Below are 21,219 nucleotides of genomic sequence, written 5' to 3' on the forward strand. Positions count from 1 at the left end.
TTTATCGTTTAATTAAAATATCTAGTACTGCGCGAGCAAAACCATTTGCTATCTGTGGGCTGCTTAATATCTGCATCATCTGGTTTCTTTGCGCTTCCGAGCTATCCATTACCGCCTCATCAACAGCTTGAGGGAAGTCACCTAAGAAGGCTTGTTCAGGTGTATTGTTTTTAATTTGGCGCATAACCTTCTCGTTCTCCCCTACTTTATCGGCCACGGTATAAAGATAGTTGAGCATATCGTCGTCAGTTAAGTTATCGGTGATAAATAGCTCGTTGAGACGCTTTAGAATGACAGACAGGAACTCTTCTTTTTTATCTTTAGCCTTCGCAGAACCGATATCAGTATTCGGGTCGAGGGTGTAATCCGGCGCATCTTCTTTTAGTTTCAGATCTTGCTGGCGAATCTTCGATAAGCGGTAATGACTTAGGGTGACGTTACTCAAATCGATATCATCATCTTCACTGACTTTTTCCCGCAACAGTGGCCGTAAATGACGTGCAAACAGGCTGAGTTTTTCCAGCTCTTTATCGTCATAATCGACGATCTGAGACATAAACTCATAAAAGCGCACAAAGCTGCCTAAATCTTTTTTAAAGATCTCTAATGTATCTTTTTCCTGCTTGCACTCTTTAAAGCTATTCTCGGCATTAGCGATCAGCGTTGCATCTCCAGTATGTTTGGTCCGTTCAAAGATATCTTTGGCTTGCTTGTAGGCGTCAATGGCAGAAGCATAGCGTTTCTGCCAGCGTTCGACGGCCGGTTTACAGATATTACTGATGGCCGCATTGCTCTTATTCGGAACGAAGAAGGCTGTACAGAACTGTTCGACTTCATCCCACGTGAAAATCCCCTGTGCTTTAAGCTTCTCACAGAGGTCATAAACCAGATTGGGATCAGAAACGTCGGTGAGTTCAGCGGTTTGATAATAGGGCTGAAAGGCGTCAAGAATATCCTGAGGGTCATTAAAGAAATCCAACACAAAGGTGCCTGATTCGGCTTTGCCTGGATAAGTTCGGTTCAGACGAGACAAGGTTTGCACACATTCGACACCGCCCAGCTTCTTGTCCACGTACATGGCGCAAAGCTTGGGTTGGTCAAAACCTGTCTGAAATTTATTGGCAACCAACATCACCTGATAATCATCGGAATCAAAGGCCTTACGCATATCACGCTCTTTGAGCGCGGGATTCATAGTGTTTTCGGTAAACTTCTCACCGATAAGCCCCGTAGCGTTAGGGTCATCCTCGTTAAACTCTACGTCGCCTGAGAACGCGACCATCGCTGTGATGTTTTTGTATTTGTTCTCAGTGACATACTTATCAAAGGCCAGCTTGTAGCGTACCGCTTCTTTACGGGAACTGGTCACCACCATCGCCTTAGCTTGCCCGCCCAGCAGGCCCATTACATTGGTTTTAAAGTGCTCAATAATTACCTGCACCTTTTGCGCAATATTGTAATCGTGCAACCGCACCCATTGATTCAGTTTGACCTTGGCGCGTTTGCTATCCACCTCTTTGTCTTGTTCTCGGGCTTTTTCCGCAAGGTTATAAGCCACCTTGTAACTGGTGTAGTTTTTCAGCACATCGAGGATAAAGCCTTCCTCAATCGCTTGGCGCATACTGTAAACATGATAAGCCTTAGGCTTATTGGTGGATGAAGCAGGCAAGTCAGGATCAGGTAAGCGGCCAAACAGTTCCAAGGTTTTCGATTTAGGCGTGGCGGTAAAGGCGAAATAGCTCAGGTTTGGTGAACCTTTTCGGGCGCTAATGGTAGCATCCAAAATATCTTCTGATGTTAACTCATCGTCAACCTGATCTGTCGAGTCGGTCATCAACACTTCTTTCAGCTGACGCGCCGTCGAACCCGACTGGGATGAGTGGGCTTCATCGGCAATAACTGCATAGTTACGCGCTTTCAGGTTGACGCTGTTCTCAATTGCTTTAAGCACAAAGGGAAAGGTCTGAATAGTCACGATAATAATAGGCTGAGCATTTTCCAACGCGCTGGCCAGTTTTTCTGATTTAGACCCCTGTCCCTCTTTGTTATTAATTCGCCCGACGACACCATCCGCATGCTCAAACTGATAGATGGTGTCCTGTAGCTGATCATCGAGCACAGTACGGTCGGTGACAACAATCACCGAATGAAAGCGTTTATCACCCTTCGCATCATACAGCGAGGCGAGTTGATGCGCGGTCCAGGCGATAGAGTTTGATTTGCCCGAGCCCGCACTATGCTGCACTAAGTATTTATGGCCAGGGCCGTTGTCACGAGCATCCCCGACCAGTTTGTTGACGACATCCCACTGATGATAACGGGGGAAGATCATCGTCTCTTTTTTGCTCTTCTTACCCTGCCAGTCCTCTTTATCTTCGACCTGAAGATGAACAAACTTGGCCAGAATTTTCAGCAGATTATCGGGGGCCAGCACCTCATTCCACAGATAAACCGTGGCATACTCATTCGGATCAGCAGGAATATCATTACCCGCCGCACCCTCGGTAGTGCCTTTGTTGAACGGCAGAAAGAAGGTGTTCTCCCCCTCCAGTTTTGTCGCCATATATACTTCGTATTGGCTTACCGCAAAATGCACCAAAGCGCCGCGTTTAAAGGTAAGCAGCGGTTCAGGTTTATTAGTCACTGGGTCTTTCGGCAGACGGGTCAGTTTGTATTGTTTAATCGCATTGTTAACCGCCTGTTTAAACTCAGATTTCAGTTCAAGGGTGGCGATAGGCAGGCCGTTGAGAAACAACACTAAATCGATGCGCCATTTTTTAGCTTGTTGGCCTGTTTCACCCAAGTATTCATCCGTGGCATAAGGGCTATACACCAGTTCAGGCACCACCCGCAGACGGTTCTTCTGGTAACGTACCAAGGTATCAGGGTTGAGATTATGGTCAGGCTTAAACTGACAGAGACGAAAGCGTGTACCGCGATCTTTGAGCTCATTACGCAGCACACCCAGCGTGCCAAAGGTGCGTAGGTCTTTGCTCGCCGCGTTAGGGTCAGCTTTAGATAGCTGGGAAGCCACCCGCTCCAAAAAGTGCTGTTCAGGGTTTTGAGGATAGAGTTTGCCGTATTTCTGCCACTGCTCTGGCTGAGTCTCCTGTACAAAACCAAGTAGATCCTCTTCATACAGCGCCAGCTTACGGTTATAGCCCGATGGTTGACCGAGCAACCAACCGTTAGCGATTAGCTGTTTGATGATGTCGTTTTGAAAAGTTGACTCGTTAGCTTTACCCATATCCCGATAATCCCTTACAGAGTAATTACTTAAAACCTATAGCGTGCTGTTATTGAACGCCTAACCTTCGTCATGAAAAGCGGCTAATACATCGAGCATCGTTTGTTCATGTTGCGCCATAGCTTCATTTGTCCAATCGGATGAATCAGTCTCAAATGTAGAAAAAATATGCGCTAACTTTAATGATTGAATAAACCCCTTTTTCAGGTGAGACACAAAAACCCCTCTTTTGGTTAGAGGATCGGCATCACTATAGGTTGAGTTTTCGCTGACCGAAATTAAAGCAAGATTGCCAAAGCGATCAAGCATAGCCGCATCAACTTCGCCATTATTCTGGCTTTGCGGACTAATATGTTCAACCGAATTTACCGAGCGCATACGAAAGGTCAATTGCGGAGCTGAAAGGTTGCTCGGTTTAGGGCAGAGAGTCCTCTTATCGTTTGCGGATGGGTTATACCATAGCCGCCATAAGCAGTATTCTAACTTATAAAACCAATAATGATGAACCTGAGTTCCCAACGCTTTCCCCTCACCTGCCCCTAATGCACTGCTTAAGGATTGACCATTTAATATGGCGTTGGCATAGGCCTTATCATGCAGCTGTAAGGTCGCTAAAAAGCTCTTCGCAAATGCATCAGTATCGGGCGCATCTTGTTGAGCGATCAACCCGCTGAGTACAGGGGATAGCCATGTTGTCCGTTGGCCGCCATTCATCGGACTAAAGTGCATCATCGATTGCAACATCCGAATAGATGCCCATGCCTGTCCGGTAAACTTAGTCCGCGACTTTCTAAGGGGGTCTGCTAACCGTGACGAAATTTGCCAATCAGTATAGGTATTAGCAGTATCCGCATGACCTTTAATAATAAAGTTATCCAGCAGTAGCCTGCATCTCAGTAAACACTCGATAAAAGCCACCCGTAGGCTTTTATCACTGTCTTCAAACATGGGTTTAAATGTCTCGATTAGCTTTTTACCGTCAAGCGAAACTGTTTGCTGTTTAACCGGCAAGTCTGAATGTTCTTTAAGGAAAATACTCAATACATGCAATAAAAAAACAGGAAAAGACACGGGACTTTTATACGCAGGGGGCGCAGTTTGTTGCGTATCAACCACCTCCGGTAATGAAAACTCAGGAGCTAAAATAGCCTCTAAACTCAAATCCCTCGAGAGCGCATCCCTATTGTCCGCAACTTCTACTCTTTTAAACGCTGCAAACAGGTCGTTTTTTTCCATGTTATGTAGCGGAGCAAAGCCAAACTTCAATGCAGCTTGTAGTTCGCCGGGTAAGTAACCATGAATATCTGCACATAAATCCCACACCCGTGCGTAAGCGACGCGTTCGTCATCATTTAAACCGGTCAGCATTAGCGCCTTCAATATTTCATGTTTTTCTAGCTGGATTCCCCGGCTATTCATGGTATCGAAAAAGCGCTCCTTATCCGTATGAGTATCAAGCTGCGTAATAACAAAGGTCGCCTTCGCCCAAATATAATCACTAAAGGCTTGTAACCTGTCATGGTTCCAGTCGTTAGCTCTAGCAGAGAAAAAATTAGCAATCACAGTGCGGGCATTAATCATAGCCGTGTTGCTTAACCACTGTTGATTATTGGCGCTATAACGCCCTTCCTTATCTTGCCCAACATCTTGTATGAAGGCGTTAAACGCTTTTATATCCGCTTCTCGCCCAGAAAATACTAATCGGGACTGCTGAGCCAAGGCAATAAATTGCTGCCATTGTGAGCGCCTTTCCGGATCGAGTTCAGGTTTAGTGACCAGCACCGATGCCAACAGCCATAATGTTGTTAAGCGTTGTTGGCCATCAATCAGTTCTAACAGCACTTGCCCTTCAACCGTCTCACGGGTGACGACTAAGGCACCTATAAAATACTCTTTTTGTTGATGCAGAGGCACACCGTATCGAAAGGCATCCCATAAATCATCCAACAAGCCCTGTACGTGCTCAGTTTCCCAACTATATAAACGCTGATAGATAGGAATCAAAAAAGGTATATCCGATAGATCAGCCGCTAGATAACCATGCCCACTCACCATAAGCTTAGGGCTGAATTTAGCTGTTGTAAGCGAAGCAGGCTGCTCAGTGACGAGGTTACTCATTCGGAGAATCCCCCTTTTTATGTTCCAACAATAAGCGGGTTAACCCGTTATCAGGGTAACGAAGTGCATCACTGTTTTTATCTTCATGCCAATAAAACAGCTGAATGTAGTTTGCACTTATGCCGTTAATGCCGGCTATTAAACGCTCATTTAACACCTTATCAGCCGATCGTTCTTCAATAAGTTTTCGTAGCAAATTAATCGCTTGAGACGAGGTTGCTAATTGAGCAAAGCTTAAAAACAGTTCATCACTGCGTAACGACTTTTCAACCGAAAGGCGAGACAATCGAGCCATAGCGATGCGTAAACTAAACACATATTGATCGCTCAATTGTACAAACGTGGCTAAATTCTCATCCTGCCCAAATCGGTCCACATAAAAAATCACTAAGGATTGCCACACTTGAATCAAACGGGGATAGCCTAAACCTTGCCTAGCTTCAAGCCCGCGATGTAGCTGCAAATAACGCTCTTGCATGCTAACCACTTCCTCGTTGTCAGTTGCAGATTGAGTATTGATATCAGCAGCAAATAACTGCTTATACAGCGCCACATATTTGGCAATAAAAATGAAAAACTGCTCACCGCCAATCAATGGCTGATTTAACTGTAAAGGCAATAGGCTCACATCCTTTACATCACGGGAAAGTTGCTCCCCATGCACCGACAATTGATGGGTAAATGTAAAGGGAAAACAGTCTCTTTTATCCGCATCATACTTAACCAGCCAATCACGACAAAAAGGCGAGTTAGTCGGCCCAGACAAGGCTACTGTCGGCGTGTGCTGTTGCGTTGCAGATGACGTGATCGATTGCGTAGATACAGGGTATTCAGCGTCTAGTTGTAGCGCATCCACGGGTTTGCCCCGTTGCCGCTGGCGTGTGTATCCCAATAATTGCTCGGTCAAATAGTAAGCGACGGAATAGTCATGACAGCTGTTAAGTTTGAGTAGTTCATACTCTTCCCAAATACGGGAGCAACCAATGCCTACGGATGGGTGAGAAACGATGCCACGCAGATGACGCGCTTTAAGTAGATCAAACTCAGATAAACGTTTGCCTGAGCTGTTTTGACTATCAAAAAAAGCAAATGCCTGATCGATGGAGTGAATCGTGATCACCACGCATTCGATACCTGCGAGCATCTGGGTTAGCTTTTCTTGATTGTTCGTCCAAGCGGCATTGTTAATATGCTGCTCTATCTGTTTAAAATTTAGTGCCAATTGCTGCTGCGCCTGATTGTGGCTAAACCTAGCGTTTAATAAACTAGGCTGCGCAATGCCCGCTAACTGATAAACATTAATGCCGTTGTTTAATCGGTTGTTATAACGATGCAGCGCAATGAGCAATAAACTCAGGGTTAGTGCCCGCTGTTGGCCATCCACTAAGTTATTACGCAATTTAACGTCACCCTCTTGGTGCAAAATCACCGTGCCTAAAAAGAGCGGCACTTGATACTGCGCCTCCTCTCCCCCTTTATCCTGCAATAAGCTATCAATATCCCCCAACAGTGCTGCCACTTGTGGCTCGCCCCAGCAGTAAAGCCGCTGATACGGAGGCAGTATCAAATTAAGCTGGAGTAACTGTGCCAACGTTTGCTTATTAACATAAACATCGGTTGGATTATCTATATGGGCCGTTATATTCATGCTTTAACCATCATGGTCTGATGAAATGCAGCCCTAGTGCGCACGGTTAATATCCATAGGCTGTACTGAAACCTGTCATCAAAACCGAGCGCTTTATTTAAAATTGACGGGGTATTATTAGATGATTGTGGTGCTTTAGTCATTCGTTAGCATCCTTGCAAGGCTCTCATCTTGCTATCCAGCCATGCCGTTTAGCATCAATCAGGAAGACGCGCATACCGAGCATCCAGTGATCACTTAAGATGGCTATAGGCAGCGCAGTGTATGCCGAGCCATTCATACTAAGCCACATGCGTATCGCCTGCTTTAAAGTTGCGAACGTCTATCTTACCCGTAACAGCAGCGGAGATTAGGGCTGTGCGGCGTTCTTTCGCTAATTCAATTGAAAATAGTGCCTTCTGGATCAACAGATCTATCGTACCGCACTTTTTATCTAAATATTGAGCGATAGCTTTCTGTTCATATTCACTAGGAAGAAGAATAGTCATCTTCTTCAATAGGTCCTGACTTAGAGAGGCTCTGGTAACCAAATTCATCTCTTTAACAAAGAAAGATCTCAAAGAGATGTTTTGGAAATAATATTTAGAAAAACCAGAGTACAATTTCCCATACGATGGTCTGAATCGAATTAAAAAACCTGCGAAAACAGCATCTTTAATTGTATGAAAGCAGACGGAAGAAAAACCAATTTCTTCTATTGTTTCGGATGTTCTAGTAAAGAAAATATCACCAGACACCACTGAGTAGTTTTTCCTATCAGCTTCACTAGATTGAACAAGCCCACTGCCACTCTTTGGGAGAGTTTTGTTGTTATAAACATCACCGTAGCTAACAAAAGGAAACCCTGTTCCAAAATATTCAGCACCAATGTTAATACCATTTTGGCATAAACCAGCAAATCGTAACCTCTTGATGTCCCAATGCTCTGGCACTTCTCCCAACCACTCAACACCTGAATCTTTCATCGGGGCATTGGGGTTTAGGCCTTTGGTGACGGCATGGCTGATCACCGCCTGACGCTTCTCTTTCAGCAGCTTGATCAGTTGCTGCTGCTTGTCAATCAGGGTGTCGATCTTAGCGGTTTCATGGTCGAGGAAGTTGGCGATTTGTTGTTGTTCGATTAACTTTGGTAGGGCTGTTTTATAACCGACCATTCCTGAGTCGCTTATATTTGGTTGTGCACCACCAAAAGCTGTTAGTTGAATGTACTCTTGATAACCTAGGCTATTCAAAACATACCAATAAAACCTGTAATTTAAATTTTTTTGATCATATCTGAATGCACCTACCCTCTGATTCAGTAAAGCTGGTTCATGTGATGTATACCAGCCCGCCTTGCCGATCGTAGCACCAGTCATAGCCATTAAAAGGTCTCCCCTATTGACGGCATACTGATTGAAACTATTTACAGTTTTACTCGATATGTATTTGCATGCGGCTAAGGAAACAGAGCCATCCTTCTTTATGTCCCCTATTCTAATAACAGCTGTACCAGCATCAACAAAAGAATCACTATTAAACGCGTAGCCTCCCACGACATGCGAGTACCTTTTCAATTCAACTAGACTCCAAGATTCAGGAATCTCATCTATCCAAATATAATTTGTAGGTTTGTGCGACGAGTAAGAGTTATATTTATCTACCATCACGAATGAACCTCCCGCAATAGCTCCATAATCTCTGTACTCACCTGATCCAACTCCGCATCAATCTCTTCCAAGCTACGCGGTGGCTGATAGACATAGAAATGGCGATTAAAGGGGATTTCATAGCCGACAATACCGATCTCTTCATCTTTGGCGTCGCGCTTATTAGCATCGATCCACGCATCAGGCACATGGGGGGCCACTTCACGCTCGAAGTAGCTTTCGATCAGGGTTTCGGTGAGTTGTGAAGGATCGAGCGGTACATTTTCGTTATCCCGTAAGTCCCCATCAGGCTGGTATTCCACAACCGCGGGTTTCCCTTTCAGAGTAACGGAGAATGCACCATATTTGGGTTGAGCCGCTTCTTTAATAACTTTCTTGATAACAGGCTGCGCTTCAGGGTTCTTCCAACTAATCGCATCCAGCAGTTGCTTCTTCTCTTTAGCATCCAGCTTGATGCCCGCCTGTTTCATGGCGAATTTTAGCGCGTCTTCAAACCGATTAAAGTCATCGCAGGGCTGATCAATAACCCTGTCTGACCCCATTGATGCACCCAGTGCTGCCTGTAGCTCATGGCCTTTATCTAGCAATGCTTTTTGGCTCAACCAGAGTTTGCTATCCAGTAGGTCTTTAATCTGCTTCTCTTTGAGTTCAGGGTAGCTGACCTTGAGTTCGGCTCTGATCTCGATCGCAACGTCGGAAAGCTGGCCGTAATTCGTCTCATCCCAGTCGCCACCATAGGCCAGCCAGATCCACTGCATCGGTGCATTAAAGGGTTTGGGGGCAAAACGCAGTGCTTCCAAGCGTTCATCACTGATCTGTACTGATAACCGCAATGGGCGCTCGATGGTAATGCGCCTATAGCCGAAGTCAGTGGTATCGAATATTTTGCTGGAGAAGGTTTTTGTAGCTTCTGGTTTCGGACTAGCCGACTGACGGCCTCGACTGCTTTTTTGTTCAGCAGGCTTATCTAGCGATTGATGGTCGATGGTTTCAAAACCACCGAAACAGCGGGTGATCATTCGGATATCGTCAGTGCTCATCTCATTACGTTTAGAGCCTAATGATTTACGCATCTTACCGCAGAGGTTGACGGCGTTAATCAACTGCACTTTGCCTTTGCGCTCGGTTGATTTCTTATTCGACAGCACCCAAACATAAGTAGCGATACCTGTGTTGTAGAACATATCATTCGGCAACGCGATAATCGCTTCCAGTAGATCGGCTTCGAGAATATAACGGCGAATCTCACTCTCACCACTCCCCGCCCCACCGGTAAACAAAGGCGAACCGTTGAGGATAATGCCGATACGGCCCCCGCCCTCAACAACGCCTGATCCGTTTATCGAGGTATCGCGCAGCTTACTGATCAGATGCATCAGAAACAGCAGCGAGCCATCCGACACCCGTGGCAGCCCCGGCCCAAAACGGCCATCATAGCCCTTCAGGGTATGCTCGTCCTTAATATCACCCTCAACCTTTTTCCAATCCACCCCAAACGGCGGATTAGACAGCATGTAGTCGAACTTATCGGCGTAGAGTTGATCGTTTGATAGCGTGTTACCCAGTTTAATGCGGCTAACATCCTGTCCTTTAATCAGCATATCCGCTTTACAGATAGCGTAAGACTCGGGGTTCAACTCCTGCCCAAAGGCACGCATCACCGCATTGGCATTTAGCTCATGCACATATTCCATACCACTCGACAGGAAGCCGCCCGTTCCCGCCGTAGGGTCATAAATGGTGCGGATAATGCCGTCTTTCGTGAGTGCGTCATCATCCTCCATAAACACCAGCGAGGTGGTCAGACGGACGATATCCCGTGGGGTGAAGTGTTCCCCTGCGGTTTCATTCGAGCTTTCTGCAAACCGACGGATCAGCTCTTCAAACACCAACCCCATCTCATGGTTAGAGATGGCTTCTGGACTCAGATCGGTATTGGCAAACTTCTGCACCACTTTATATAGCAGGTTGGCATCACTCAGCAGGCCAACAAACTCTTCAAACTTGAAATACTCAAAGATCTCACGGGCATCTTTAGAAAAGCATTGAACATAGTTATCGAGGTTATCTTTAATACCGGTTTCACCCAACTTATCGAGTGACATGGGGGATGTGTTATAAAACTTCTGCTCTGTGGCGCGCAAAATCATTTTTTCAGCGGCTTCCTCAGGCAGGTTCATGCCCTTCACCTTCGCGTATTCGCTCAAAACCGCTTGTTTATCGGCCTCAAGTACGCATTCCAAACGACGTAACAAGGTGAAAGGCAGAATCACCCGCCCATACTGACTTTGTTTGAAATCACCGCGAAGAAGATCAGCCACAGACCAGATAAATGCAGCTGTTTGAGAGAAGTTTTGCATGGAGGTGTCAGTCCTTTGTAGCGTTAGAAAAACACAGCGGGTAACAAGGTGGGGTGTCCGCTAGTCTCTTTTTTGTTTGGAAATCAGTGTACTACACAATGGTGTTTTTTGGGGATGCGCATTATTGGCTTTTAGTGAAAAACGTGTCGCCAAAAAGACCAGTTAAATTATCTAGGCTGGTGGCTAGTATACGATTTCACCAACACTGAAAACGAATAAGGAAGTAATCATGAGCAAAGTATCTAAAACAAACGCGACTAAAGCTAACACAAACCATAGAGCCAATACGCTAAATAGTAACCGCGGTACTTCTGGGAATAACCAAGCCAATGCTAAAGCTAACGGCAATCGTGGTGCACAGCTAAACCCCAATCAAAAAAAGTGATACGGTTTGCCCCCTTAAATGGGGGCTTTTAAAGGATTATGAACATTGAAAAGAGAATACGGATTCCCAACGCAGGGTGAAGTGCTTAATTACGCGATCAAAGGCATGGGGTTGCTTGCACAAAAAGACCCCAAAAAATCAGTTATTGGGGATGAAACAGCGAAGAAAACGTTACAAAAAGCCATTAATCGTTTAGCTAAAGAAGAATCTAGTTTGACGGATTCAATGAATGCTATTTTACCCTTAATTGATAAGCACGTTATCGATGCAGTAGGGTCGAAAAAAGTTGCTTATGCCATGATTCAAAGCTTGGAAGATGTCTTAGTTCAGTATCAACATTTAGTACGCAACGAAGGCTCTTATCTAACTAGATTAGAGACCATTCGCTGGGCTATGCAAACACGCCTTATTTTTCGACTCGTTCTCTCCCCTTATAAAAACATGCTCTATTTTAATGTTAGCTCTGAGGAGCTTGTATCACCTAACTGTATCGATTGGTTTTTACCTGATATTAATGAAAACAAAGTTATAACTCCGCTTAAAAAGGCATTTAAGTGGCTTTATGCACGTTATGGTGTCAGCCAAACACAATTTCACTTTCCCGGTAAAAATAGTGCTACAGATGATTCTAGATTAGAGCAGAATTTAATTAACGCGGGTAAGTGGATTAATGGCCGAAGCCTTCCTTCGTGGGCAAATTTACGAGCGAATCTTGAAGAGTCGCTAAACGCATTAGTTCAACATGAACCACAGTATAATGACATTATTACAGATAAAGAAAAGCAGTCTGTCATGGTCATATTCTTTATTGCTAGGTTGACCACTTTTATCACTAACGAAGTGCAAAAGGTTTTTGGCATTGGTTTTCTGGCCCACTTACTCGACATATACCGAGAACTGCTGCCAGAGATCCGAGCTGATGTGAAAAAACATGCCCGAGTTATTATGCAAGACCGGTCGCAGTATGAGGGGCTAGATCAAGAGGATATTGATGATCACCAAAGGGGTTGTACAGATGCTATCTTTTCTTGTGGCCGATTCAATATAAGTTCCTACTTTATGGGCCGAGAATTACAAAAAAACTATCAGCCACCTAACGAGTTTTTGGAGGTGCATGCTCGTTTGTCTGAACTAAAAAAATCAATAAATTATGTATCTGAAGTTGAAGTATTGAAATCTTATGCAAACAGTTTAGGTCAATTTGAGTGCCTAGAGTGGATGTTTGAATGGGTGACAGCGGTTTATTACTATCGAAAAAAAGATAAATTATCAGCATTCAAGCACTACGAGAAGGCATTTACTCTAGGGAAATATGTGGCCGGTAAAAGCCAGTACCTACTTGTTAACCAATATATCGAGGCTTGTGCTAAATGTAATAAGTGGGTGGCTTTTAAAAAAGGTGTAGCATGGGCTGACTACCTAGGAATAAAGATCCGTTGGTTAAGGGGTGCCGATCGTTCCGAAGAGGCTTTAAAAGTGGCGTTTACATTTTTTGAATATACAGATTACGCTGTCTTATAAATTCAAAGCTTCTTTGAAAGGCTAACACTAGCGCTTTCATAACATAAATTTCATCCAGCTCAAGGAGTGCTTCATGATAGTTACTTTCTCAACCGATGCTTTTGGCGATATGACGATGTTTGGTGATGTTGCCGTCTCTTTACTTAAAAAAATGGGCCACAGTGGTACTGTGCCTGGTGCGATTATGGCAGATGACGTCCCTGCTGCTTTGGCTAAACTCACAACGGCTATCGAGGCTCTTAAAGAACAGCAAGCTGACCCAAACAGTACATCTAACAAAGATGAATCAGAGCCTGCTGTTAGCTTGGCCAAACGCGCTTTACCCTTGATAAACTTGCTGAAAGCCGCTGCCGAAAAAAAGACTGACGTTATGTGGGAATAATAGAAAACCTGTTTATAATTAGTAATTTAATGCTGATTCATAAACAATTTCTTACTAAGGCGTATTTGCTGTGTCTACTCGTTCTTTCCCTGGTATGCCGTTGTTTGATTCGGCTACGTATTTTAATCAAATACCGAGGAATTCAGTCTTTCCTGATGCCTCGCCTGCGGTAGAGATATTTGTGTTAGGCCTGCCTGTTGAGGGGGCGCTGGATGACTTCCGATACACAAAAGATTTTTTATTAAGCTACAGCAAGAAAAGCCAAGATACGTACGATAAGTTTAGAGGCGATGCAGAGCGTTTGTTACTGTGGTCTTGGTTGGTGAAGCGTAAGTCTGTGTCGATGTTGCGTAGGCGAGATTTAGAAGAATACACCGATTTTGTAGCAAAACCCGATCCTAGTTGGCAGTCAGAATCCGTGGAAAGGCGTTTTACCCGTAAAAATGGCCTGCGTGAACCGAATCCTCGGTGGCGGCCGTTTCGATTGGCGGGCGGTGGCAAAGGGCGTTTGAATACTAAATCATGGCAGGGTTTGTTTTCTAACTTGAGTGTGTATTTCAATTACTTGATGGCAGAAGATTATGCACTGGGTAATCAAATCCCTATCGTTAAGAAAAACTGCCCCTACCTGATACAGCAATCGGGGATTAATACGGCCCGTCGTTTGTCTGAATTGCAATGGGAGTACCTGCTAAGCTCCGCCCAATCCATGGCAGATAAAGAGCCGTTACACGAAAGGACGCTTTTTGTTATAGCCACGTTAAAGTCGTTAAAGTTGCGTATTTCTGAGTTATCTGAACGGCCTAATTGGTTGCCAGTGATGTCTCATTTCCATCGCGATCACGAAGGTAACTGGTGGTTTAGAGCATTTGGAAAAGGCTCTAAAGAGCGCGATGTGTCTATCTCTAATGAATATATTCAGTTTTTAATCCGTTACCGTGAGTATCGTGGCTTATCTCCCCTGCCCTCTAAAGACTCGTCCGAGCCGCTCATAGAATCGCGTGCGGATAATCGCGGTTTGGGGAGCCGTCAGTTACGAAATATCGTTGAGCTGGCTTTAAATGAAGGATGCGACGCGTTAGTTAGTGATGGCTTTACTGTTGAAGCAACAGAGCTACGTGCGGCGACCACGCATTGGTTGCGACATACTGGCGCTTCTATGGAGGTAGCCGCGGGGAGAAACTTAGCTCATGTTCAAGCTGATTTAGGACACGGGAGCATTCGAACTACGGATGAGTTATATGTTGATTCGGACAATATGGAGCGGGCATCAAGTGCTAAAGGGCAAGAGGTTTAAGTGGTAGATAATAAAAAAGGCAGCGGAGTTTTGCCCTCGCTGCCTTGTGTTCTTAATGTGAAGCTTTTAGCGCAGTATCAACATAGGAAGGTGCGTATTCTCGATCATCTTTAACGTGTTGCTCCCCAAAAATGCCTGAGCTAGCTTGGAGTGCGAGAAAGCTCCCATCACCAGCATATCCACCTCATTATTGGTTTTGTAATCCATTAATCCTGCAAAGATGGCATCTTCTAAAAAGCTGGCCTTCACATCAAAACCGCTATCGCGCAACATCTTTTCTGTGGCTTTAAATTTCTCCATTAAGCCGCTTTGCTTATTTTTTACCGTGACCAAATGGCACGTCATGCCATGCAAGAGCCCGCCTTCGATAATTCGCTTAACCGCTTTATCTGCCGTTTCTCGTCCGTCGTAAGCCAACATAAAGCTCTTAGGAGCGGAAAAGTCCTTATTAGCAATCAATACCGGGGTATGAACTTGGCGGATCACCTGCTCAATATGGGAGCCAATTGCATTAAAATCAGGTTTGTTTCCTTGCCCTGAGCGGCCTATCACAATTAAACGTGCATCTGATTCTAAATCGCAAATAGCTTCTACAATGTCACTATGGCGTTGGGTCTGTTCGATTTGAGCACAGCCTTGCTGTTCGGCAATTGTTTGGGCATTAGCAAGCATCTCTTTACCCATTTCAAGAGCGACTTTACTCCGTTGCTCATCCAGCGCTGCCATTTCTTTTAATAAAGAAGAGCGCGCGCCTAAACCAATTGCCCCACTCAGGTCTTCAGCAGCCGCCACGTTCTCTTTTTCGATAGCATGCAGCAATAACAGAGGCTTACTGAGTTTGTTAGCGGCCCAAATGCCTGCACTACACACGGCATTGGAAAAAGCTGAGCCGTCTAAACAAGTAATAATTTTATTCATTGTTATCTCCTCAGTGACCTGCCATCAGTTTTTCAACTTCTTTGGGATCGTTTAGGACGCCAAACTTATCGACAATCGTTTCTGTTGCTGCACTCATGCCAACGACTTCGACCTCTGCGCCTTCGCGTTTGAATTTGATGACGACTTTATCAAGCGATGATACCGCTGTGATGTCCCAAAAATGCGCATGCGTTAGATCGATAACCACTTTATCAACCACTTCCTTGAAGTCAAATGACTCAATGAACTGCTCAGACGATGCAAAAAATACCTGACCAATCACTTGGTAGTTACGCACGCCGTTTGTTGCTTGTTCTGATTTAACGACCATAAAGCGGCCGATCTTGTTCGCAAAGAACAATGTAGCCAACAACACACCAACAAATACACCCAGCGCTAAGTTATGAGTAGCCACAACAACGATCACCGTTGCAATCATTACAATATTGGTTGATAGAGGGTGTTTTTTAAGGTCGGTAATAGAGCTCCATGAGAAAGTACCAATGGATACCATAATCATTACCGCGACGAGTGCCGCCATAGGGATTTGTTTAATCCACTCATCTAAAAAGACAACCATGATAATCAGCAATGTGCCGGCTACGAAGGTCGATAGCCGTCCACGACCACCAGATTTTACGTTGATGATTGATTGACCAATCATTGCGCAGCCGGCCATACCACCCATTAAACCAGCACCAATATTAGCGATGCCTTGGCCTTTACATTCTTTGTTACGGTCACTTTTTGTATCGGTTAAATCATCGACAATAGTGGCTGTCATCATGGATTCTAATAAACCAACAATAGCTAAACCGACAGAGTAAGGAAGGATGATATACAAGGTTTCTAGGTTAAGTGGTACATCAGGCCATAAAAAGATAGGTAAGGTATCAGGTAACTCACCCATGTCTCCTACAGTACGAATATCGAGCCCAATCATCATGGCAACGGCCGTTAATACGATAATACATACCAAAGGCGATGGAATCGATTTGCCTACAACCGGCACGTATGGAAACAAATAAATGATCCCCAAGCCTGCGGCCGTCATTGCGTAAACATGCCAAGTCACGTTGGTAAGCTCGGGCAGTTGTGCCATAAAGATTAAAATAGCCAGCGCATTAACAAACCCAGTGACTACAGAGCGCGACACAAACCGCATTAAGCTACCTAACTTTAGATAGCCGGCTATTATCTGAATAACACCCGTGAGTAGCGTTGCTGCTAAAAGGTATTCAAGGCCGTGGTCTTTGACTAAAGTGACCATCAGCAAAGCCATCGCGCCGGTAGCGGCCGATATCATGCCAGGGCGGCCACCCACTATCGCGATGATAACTGCGATACAGAATGAGGCATACAAACCTACTTTAGGGTCAACGCCTGCAATAATAGAAAAAGCGATTGCTTCAGGGATTAAGGCCAACGCCACTACAGTGCCGGCCAGTAAGTCGCCCCGAATATTAGAGAGCCATTCTAGTTTCATTTTTTCAAGCATAGTAAACCTTGTCATGTGTTTAAAACAACGCGGTCTCGGCGCTCAGCTTCAAGCGATTGCTCTTTAGCTGCTGTGCAGATTCTACGTTTTTGATAGTTGCGATACTTTTAAAACTGCGGTTGCTAACAGATAGCACACATCGTTTATCCTTTGATGACAAACGCGCGGTTATAAGTTCTGATTCCAAACGTACCCACCGCAGACGCGGTATTAGGGTGTCATCCGAAAACGATGACTGTTTGAGGAGAGGTTGCCTAAGGTGGCGTGATCAGCAAAATGCTTACCTTATATCCATTTAATGATTGGCCGAATTTTACAATAATTTACCATGTAAGAAAATAATAACCTGCCGTCTCGGCTTTATTTAGTACTCTGTTAGTTTTGCCCAACTCAATATCATCCCTATGGTTCATCTATCTTTACCATGCACCAAGTGCGTTAACAGCAGGTTGAAAAAGCGTTTACAAGCAGAGTGTAAGCACTAGCCCATTAAGGACTCATTGCTTTGCTGTCGAATTACGCTAAAATACTGTAATTATATACAGCATAGGGTTGTGTCATGCTTCGATTTATTCCTCTTAAAGCTCAAGCGGGTATTGCAGGGTTCGAGTCCCCTGCTGCCGAGTACACGCAATTATCCTTAACCTTAGATCAAATCTTAATTGACCACCCTTCAGCTACCTATTTGGGAGTTGTTGAGGGCGAATCGATGACGGGGGTGGGGATTTTTCCTCACGATATTCTGGTAGTCTCACGAGCAGAAAAAGTTATCTCTGGCGATGTCATTGTTGCCACGTTAAACGGTAACTTTGTGTGTAAAATTGCCGATACTAAAAATATGCGGCTACTGTCCTCAGCCAAAGGCTTTAAAACTTACCAATTAAATGACGGCGATGAGTTTCTAGTTGAGGGGGTTGTAACGCGCTCAATTCGTATGCACCGGCCTTTTAAACGCGGGTTAGTGTAAAAACCCAATTTAATGCCTGAGTGCTTTCGTGAACTTAGCGCGTTTTGCCACACGCCATCCCTGATCATTTATTGGCGTAGCTGTAGCTCGTGATCACCTATCTTTAAAATATTCCAGACAGGCGGCTTAACCTCCATTTTATTATGTCTAATATCGTCTATTATTTGCGATTTGCTAAGCCCCTCATGACGACCAAACGAGGAATGCTTCCACTGATCATCCGCAAAATAAAAAAGGTATATCTGAATTCGATTACCCTCTTGTTCCGTAATGAGTAAATAGTCGGTTTGTTGATCTTTATTTAAGTCTATTGGCTGTAAATAGGTAGCGCTCAGTTGCCTAAACAACCAGACATTATTAACCATCATGTCGTAGATAGGCTTTTCCAGAGATTCCGGTAGTTCTCCGTTCAATACGTTGATCGTAGCGATGAGGGTGTCTTGCTCGACCGCTGCCGCTTTGCCTCGTTCAGTAAATAAAGCATCTATCTTGATGGTTAGCTTGAGATTATCTGGATGCTTTGCTTTTAATGCGTTAAGCGCATCATAACCGGGCTTGGCTAAGTTATATCTGAGGTAATAAAAATCAACCTCCTCCAGTACTAGATCATCATGACTAAGCAGGTTAATTTGGCTATGTGCCGATATTTTTCGAAAATCAAGAATAGGAGTATTAACAAGTAACATAGAGCCAAGTACAACAACGCCCATGCGAATGTTTATCCAATTAAGGCGGTATAGCCAATTATCCCGTTTCGATACAATGCTCCACGAATAGCCGCACGAAAATAAGGTTAGTAGACTCCACAGTAGCCAAGCCCAGCAGCGGTCTACACTCCAACCGTATTGCTCGATACGCACATAAAGTCCATAAGCACTGATGATGCTATAAATGGGCAATAAGGCTAAACCAATATAGATGAAGCGATGAATAGCCGTTGGATAAGGCCGCTGAGTAGGATCATCTTGATAAACGGCATTAGTAAAAAACAGGAGAATAGCCTGCATCCATAAGATTAATAGACTGCCTCCCGATTCCCATAAAGGCGTTAGCCCTGTAAATGGCAATGAGAGTAAAAAAATAATCGATACAAAAATTAAGACAACCAATAAAAACTTCATCAACGCTTGTTGAATTCTGGTTAGTGTATCAATGATGCCGGACTGCTGACGGAATATGACAATGCCTACCCCATTCGCTAGAGAAAGTATCGGATAATAGAAGTGAGGCTGTTCAAATAGCGTTTCGAAGAAGGTGATATCAATAGCGTCAAATAATGCACCCCACAGCTTTAAAATACCCCAGAAGCACAGCATAAATACAAGCGCGGCACCGAATGTTAAAAAGTTGCGCCAAGATAATTTAAATAAACGGCTGTAAGTGGGCTCTTCTCCTCTTCCTGGTACGGTAAAGTGCTGTATGTACATCAGCCCCTTAAACGTTGCGATGGCGATGGTGCCAACTAAAACAGGGATGAGTTCGCCGTAACTGTCTTGGGGCTGGAAGGGGCTGGCTTGCGTTCCTGTGTAATAACCTAGCAAAAGCGCCACGCTCCCCGCTAACATAGCGAAGGCGTAAAGCATTCCGTTTGCTTTGTTATTTAAGGCTAATAGCAAAATGGTTGGAGTGACTAGTGTGAAGCTATAAAGCCCAAATAACCAAGGTAATTTATACGAAGGCCAGAAGCTTTGCTCGATTGATTGATGCAGCACAAGCAAGGCTAAGCCTTGGAATAAAGCAATGCACAATAGCGTTAAACGCTGGTTTATATCAGTCATTTGCATAATTACATCCTTGTAAAAAAGCCAGTTTAGCATTGAATTTTCAATTCTTTGAATAACCTATACCTAAGAGAGTGAGGAAACTGACACATAAAGTCTTTTATTGATTTATCAGTACATCACTCTAATATACTGTATATATAAACAGTTATTTGGGTGTTGTGTGATATGTATGCGTTATGTGATGTCAATGCGATGTATGCCAGTTGCGAAAAGGTGTTTGACCCGAGCATTCGTAAAAAGCCCGTGGTGGTGTTAACGAATAATGATGGGTGCATTTGTGCCACTTGCCCTGTGGCACGCAAGATGGGCATTGGTAAAAGCTTTGTGCCCTACTTTACCGTCAAGAATGAGTTGGCGGCCGCTGGCGCTGTCGTGCGTAGTTCTAATTATGAACTCTATGCTGATCTGTCCCAGCGTTTAATGGATACCTGTGCGCGCTTTGCGCCTGACCATCATGTTTATAGCATTGATGAATGCTTTTTATACTTTGGCTCTTATGTTCCCGATATAGGCTGGGAAGCGCATGCTTGCGATATTCGGCGCACCGTCTGGAAAGAGGTGCGTTTACCGATAGGCGTGGGTATAGGCCCAACGCCAACCTTAGCGAAAGCCGCTAACTATGCTTCCAAGCACATTGCAGGCTTTAATGGTGTGGCGGTGATTGATAATGAAGCGGTGCGCCGTCGCGTCTTAAAGCAGATGTCGGTGCGTGATATTTGGGGTATTGGTCGTCGATTAGCACGTCGATTAAATGAGATGGGTATCGAGAGCGCGTGGCAATTGGCACAATCCAAGCCTGCGCTGATGCGTAAGCATTTTAGTATATTGGTTGAAAGTACCGTACATGAGCTCAATGGTATCATTAAGTTATCATGGGATGATGTGCGTGCACCCAAACAACAAATTTACTCCACCCGGTCTTTTGGGGCACGTGTTACGGATAAATCCGTTTTGCGCCAAGCGTTGTTATCTCATGTTGGTATTGCGGCTAGTAAATTACGTCGTCAGCAAGGGTTGGCGAGTACTCTGCAGGTGTTTGCCAGTAATTCTCCGCATGATGGCGAGCCGTTTTATCGTAAATCATTTACCTATCAGTTTTTGACTCCGACCAGTGATACAACCGTGATAGCTCATGCGGTGAGTGGTTTAGTGGACGGTCTGTATAAATCAGGCGTACATTTTTATAAATGTGGTGTGGGCTTAATCGAAATAGTGGATGCTAGCCAATACCAAGCCGATTTATTTTCTATCTCGAACGACAACCCTTCCCTTATGCAGTGTATGGATAGCATCAATGCTCGCTATGGCCGTAACACGGTACATATTGCAGGCCAAGGTATTACGCCCCAATATGCGATGAAGCGTGCTTTTTTGTCGCCTCAGTATACAACTCGATTCGAGGGCTTACCTAAAATACGGTGCTGTTAATGGACGGATCATGGATA

General features: G+C 44.5%; 14 protein-coding genes. 6 read left to right on the top strand and 8 right to left on the bottom strand.

Translation table 11 applies throughout. The features are described 5' to 3' along the window. Position 1: 1 nt before the first annotated feature. The 5 genes from BS617_RS06990 to BS617_RS07010 all read right to left on the bottom strand — a co-directional run bounded on the left by BS617_RS06990 (position 2) and on the right by BS617_RS07010 (position 11,022). Positions 2 to 3,247, bottom strand: a complete 3,246-nt coding sequence (locus BS617_RS06990; protein ID WP_075172127.1) for a type I restriction endonuclease subunit R — start codon at positions 3,245 to 3,247, stop codon at positions 2 to 4. Between the two features lie 60 nt (positions 3,248 to 3,307). Beyond that, positions 3,308 to 5,365, bottom strand: a complete 2,058-nt coding sequence (locus BS617_RS06995; RefSeq protein ID WP_075172128.1) for a DUF262 domain-containing protein — start codon at positions 5,363 to 5,365, stop codon at positions 3,308 to 3,310. Further along, the gene (locus BS617_RS07000; RefSeq protein ID WP_075172129.1) at positions 5,358 to 7,013 is read right to left on the bottom strand and encodes a DUF262 domain-containing protein; all 1,656 of its coding nucleotides are present in this window, start codon (positions 7,011 to 7,013) and stop codon (positions 5,358 to 5,360) included. The genes BS617_RS06995 and BS617_RS07000 overlap by 8 nt, the downstream gene beginning before the upstream one ends. Positions 7,014 to 7,294: 281 nt before the next feature. Further along, on the bottom strand, positions 7,295 to 8,659 hold the full coding sequence (locus BS617_RS07005; protein WP_075172130.1) for a restriction endonuclease subunit S: 1,365 nt from the start codon (positions 8,657 to 8,659) through the stop codon (positions 7,295 to 7,297). After that, positions 8,659 to 11,022 (bottom strand): type I restriction-modification system subunit M, encoded by a 2,364-nt coding sequence (locus tag BS617_RS07010; protein WP_075172131.1) that lies wholly within the window; start codon positions 11,020 to 11,022, stop codon positions 8,659 to 8,661. The genes BS617_RS07005 and BS617_RS07010 overlap by 1 nt, the downstream gene beginning before the upstream one ends. A 229-nt stretch (positions 11,023 to 11,251) precedes the next feature. Here BS617_RS07010 and BS617_RS07015 point away from each other — a divergent pair, with 229 nt between their 5' ends. The 4 genes from BS617_RS07015 (at position 11,252) to BS617_RS07030 (ending at position 14,607) form a co-directional block, all read left to right on the top strand. Next, positions 11,252 to 11,407 carry an alpha-amylase gene (locus tag BS617_RS07015; RefSeq protein WP_075172132.1) on the top strand — a complete coding sequence of 52 codons (156 nt, stop codon included), beginning with the start codon at positions 11,252 to 11,254 and terminating at the stop codon, positions 11,405 to 11,407. Between the two features lie 45 nt (positions 11,408 to 11,452). Continuing rightward, positions 11,453 to 12,928: a hypothetical protein gene (locus tag BS617_RS07020; protein ID WP_075172133.1), complete on the top strand. Its 1,476-nt coding sequence runs from the start codon at positions 11,453 to 11,455 to the stop codon at positions 12,926 to 12,928. A 73-nt stretch (positions 12,929 to 13,001) separates the two neighbouring features. Beyond that, a complete protein-coding gene (locus BS617_RS07025) occupies positions 13,002 to 13,310 on the top strand; it encodes a DUF1840 domain-containing protein (protein ID WP_075172134.1) in 309 nt (102 codons plus the stop codon). 70 nt (positions 13,311 to 13,380) lie between these two features. After that, on the top strand, positions 13,381 to 14,607 hold the full coding sequence (locus tag BS617_RS07030) for a tyrosine-type recombinase/integrase (RefSeq protein WP_139303137.1): 1,227 nt from the start codon (positions 13,381 to 13,383) through the stop codon (positions 14,605 to 14,607). Positions 14,608 to 14,673: 66 nt separating this feature from the next. On the opposite strand, the gene BS617_RS07035 is transcribed toward BS617_RS07030, so the two are convergent. Together BS617_RS07035 and BS617_RS07040 are read right to left on the bottom strand one after the other, a co-directional pair. Beyond that, positions 14,674 to 15,525 carry a universal stress protein gene (locus BS617_RS07035; RefSeq protein ID WP_075172136.1) on the bottom strand — a complete coding sequence of 284 codons (852 nt, stop codon included), beginning with the start codon at positions 15,523 to 15,525 and terminating at the stop codon, positions 14,674 to 14,676. Positions 15,526 to 15,535: 10 nt separating this feature from the next. Continuing rightward, positions 15,536 to 17,023 (bottom strand): SulP family inorganic anion transporter, encoded by a 1,488-nt coding sequence (locus tag BS617_RS07040; RefSeq protein WP_075172137.1) that lies wholly within the window; start codon positions 17,021 to 17,023, stop codon positions 15,536 to 15,538. Positions 17,024 to 17,582: 559 nt separating this feature from the next. On the opposite strand from BS617_RS07040, the gene BS617_RS07045 reads away from it, so the two are divergent. Next, positions 17,583 to 17,990 (top strand): LexA family protein, encoded by a 408-nt coding sequence (locus tag BS617_RS07045; RefSeq protein ID WP_075172138.1) that lies wholly within the window; start codon positions 17,583 to 17,585, stop codon positions 17,988 to 17,990. A gap of 68 nt (positions 17,991 to 18,058) precedes the next feature. Here BS617_RS07045 and BS617_RS07050 read toward each other — a convergent pair whose 3' ends face one another. Next, positions 18,059 to 19,774: a DUF4153 domain-containing protein gene (locus tag BS617_RS07050; protein WP_170870327.1), complete on the bottom strand. Its 1,716-nt coding sequence runs from the start codon at positions 19,772 to 19,774 to the stop codon at positions 18,059 to 18,061. A 165-nt stretch (positions 19,775 to 19,939) separates the two neighbouring features. On the opposite strand from BS617_RS07050, the gene BS617_RS07055 reads away from it, so the two are divergent. Beyond that, complete coding sequence (locus BS617_RS07055; protein WP_075172139.1) at positions 19,940 to 21,202, top strand: Y-family DNA polymerase; 1,263 nt, start codon at positions 19,940 to 19,942, stop codon at positions 21,200 to 21,202. Positions 21,203 to 21,219 lie beyond the last annotated feature (17 nt).

Origin of the sequence: Neptunomonas phycophila, assembly GCF_001922575.1 — a bacterium.
In the GTDB taxonomy this organism is placed as follows: Bacteria; Pseudomonadota; Gammaproteobacteria; order Pseudomonadales; family Balneatricaceae; genus Neptunomonas; species Neptunomonas phycophila.

Excerpts from the sequence above, each read along its gene's own strand:
- BS617_RS06990 (WP_075172127.1), bottom strand. The coding sequence starts at position 3,247 with ATGGGTAAAGCTAACGAGTCAACTTTTCAAAACGACATCATCAAACAG.
- BS617_RS06995 (WP_075172128.1), bottom strand. The coding sequence starts at position 5,365 with ATGAGTAACCTCGTCACTGAGCAGCCTGCTTCGCTTACAACAGCTAAA.
- BS617_RS07000 (WP_075172129.1), bottom strand. The coding sequence starts at position 7,013 with ATGAATATAACGGCCCATATAGATAATCCAACCGATGTTTATGTTAAT.
- BS617_RS07005 (WP_075172130.1), bottom strand. The coding sequence starts at position 8,659 with ATGGTAGATAAATATAACTCTTACTCGTCGCACAAACCTACAAATTAT.
- BS617_RS07010 (WP_075172131.1), bottom strand. The coding sequence starts at position 11,022 with ATGCAAAACTTCTCTCAAACAGCTGCATTTATCTGGTCTGTGGCTGAT.
- BS617_RS07015 (WP_075172132.1), top strand. The coding sequence starts at position 11,252 with ATGAGCAAAGTATCTAAAACAAACGCGACTAAAGCTAACACAAACCAT.
- BS617_RS07025 (WP_075172134.1), top strand. The coding sequence starts at position 13,002 with ATGATAGTTACTTTCTCAACCGATGCTTTTGGCGATATGACGATGTTT.
- BS617_RS07035 (WP_075172136.1), bottom strand. The coding sequence starts at position 15,525 with ATGAATAAAATTATTACTTGTTTAGACGGCTCAGCTTTTTCCAATGCC.
- BS617_RS07040 (WP_075172137.1), bottom strand. The coding sequence starts at position 17,023 with ATGCTTGAAAAAATGAAACTAGAATGGCTCTCTAATATTCGGGGCGAC.
- BS617_RS07045 (WP_075172138.1), top strand. The coding sequence starts at position 17,583 with ATGCTTCGATTTATTCCTCTTAAAGCTCAAGCGGGTATTGCAGGGTTC.
- BS617_RS07050 (WP_170870327.1), bottom strand. The coding sequence starts at position 19,774 with ATGCAAATGACTGATATAAACCAGCGTTTAACGCTATTGTGCATTGCT.
- BS617_RS07055 (WP_075172139.1), top strand. The coding sequence starts at position 19,940 with ATGTATGCGTTATGTGATGTCAATGCGATGTATGCCAGTTGCGAAAAG.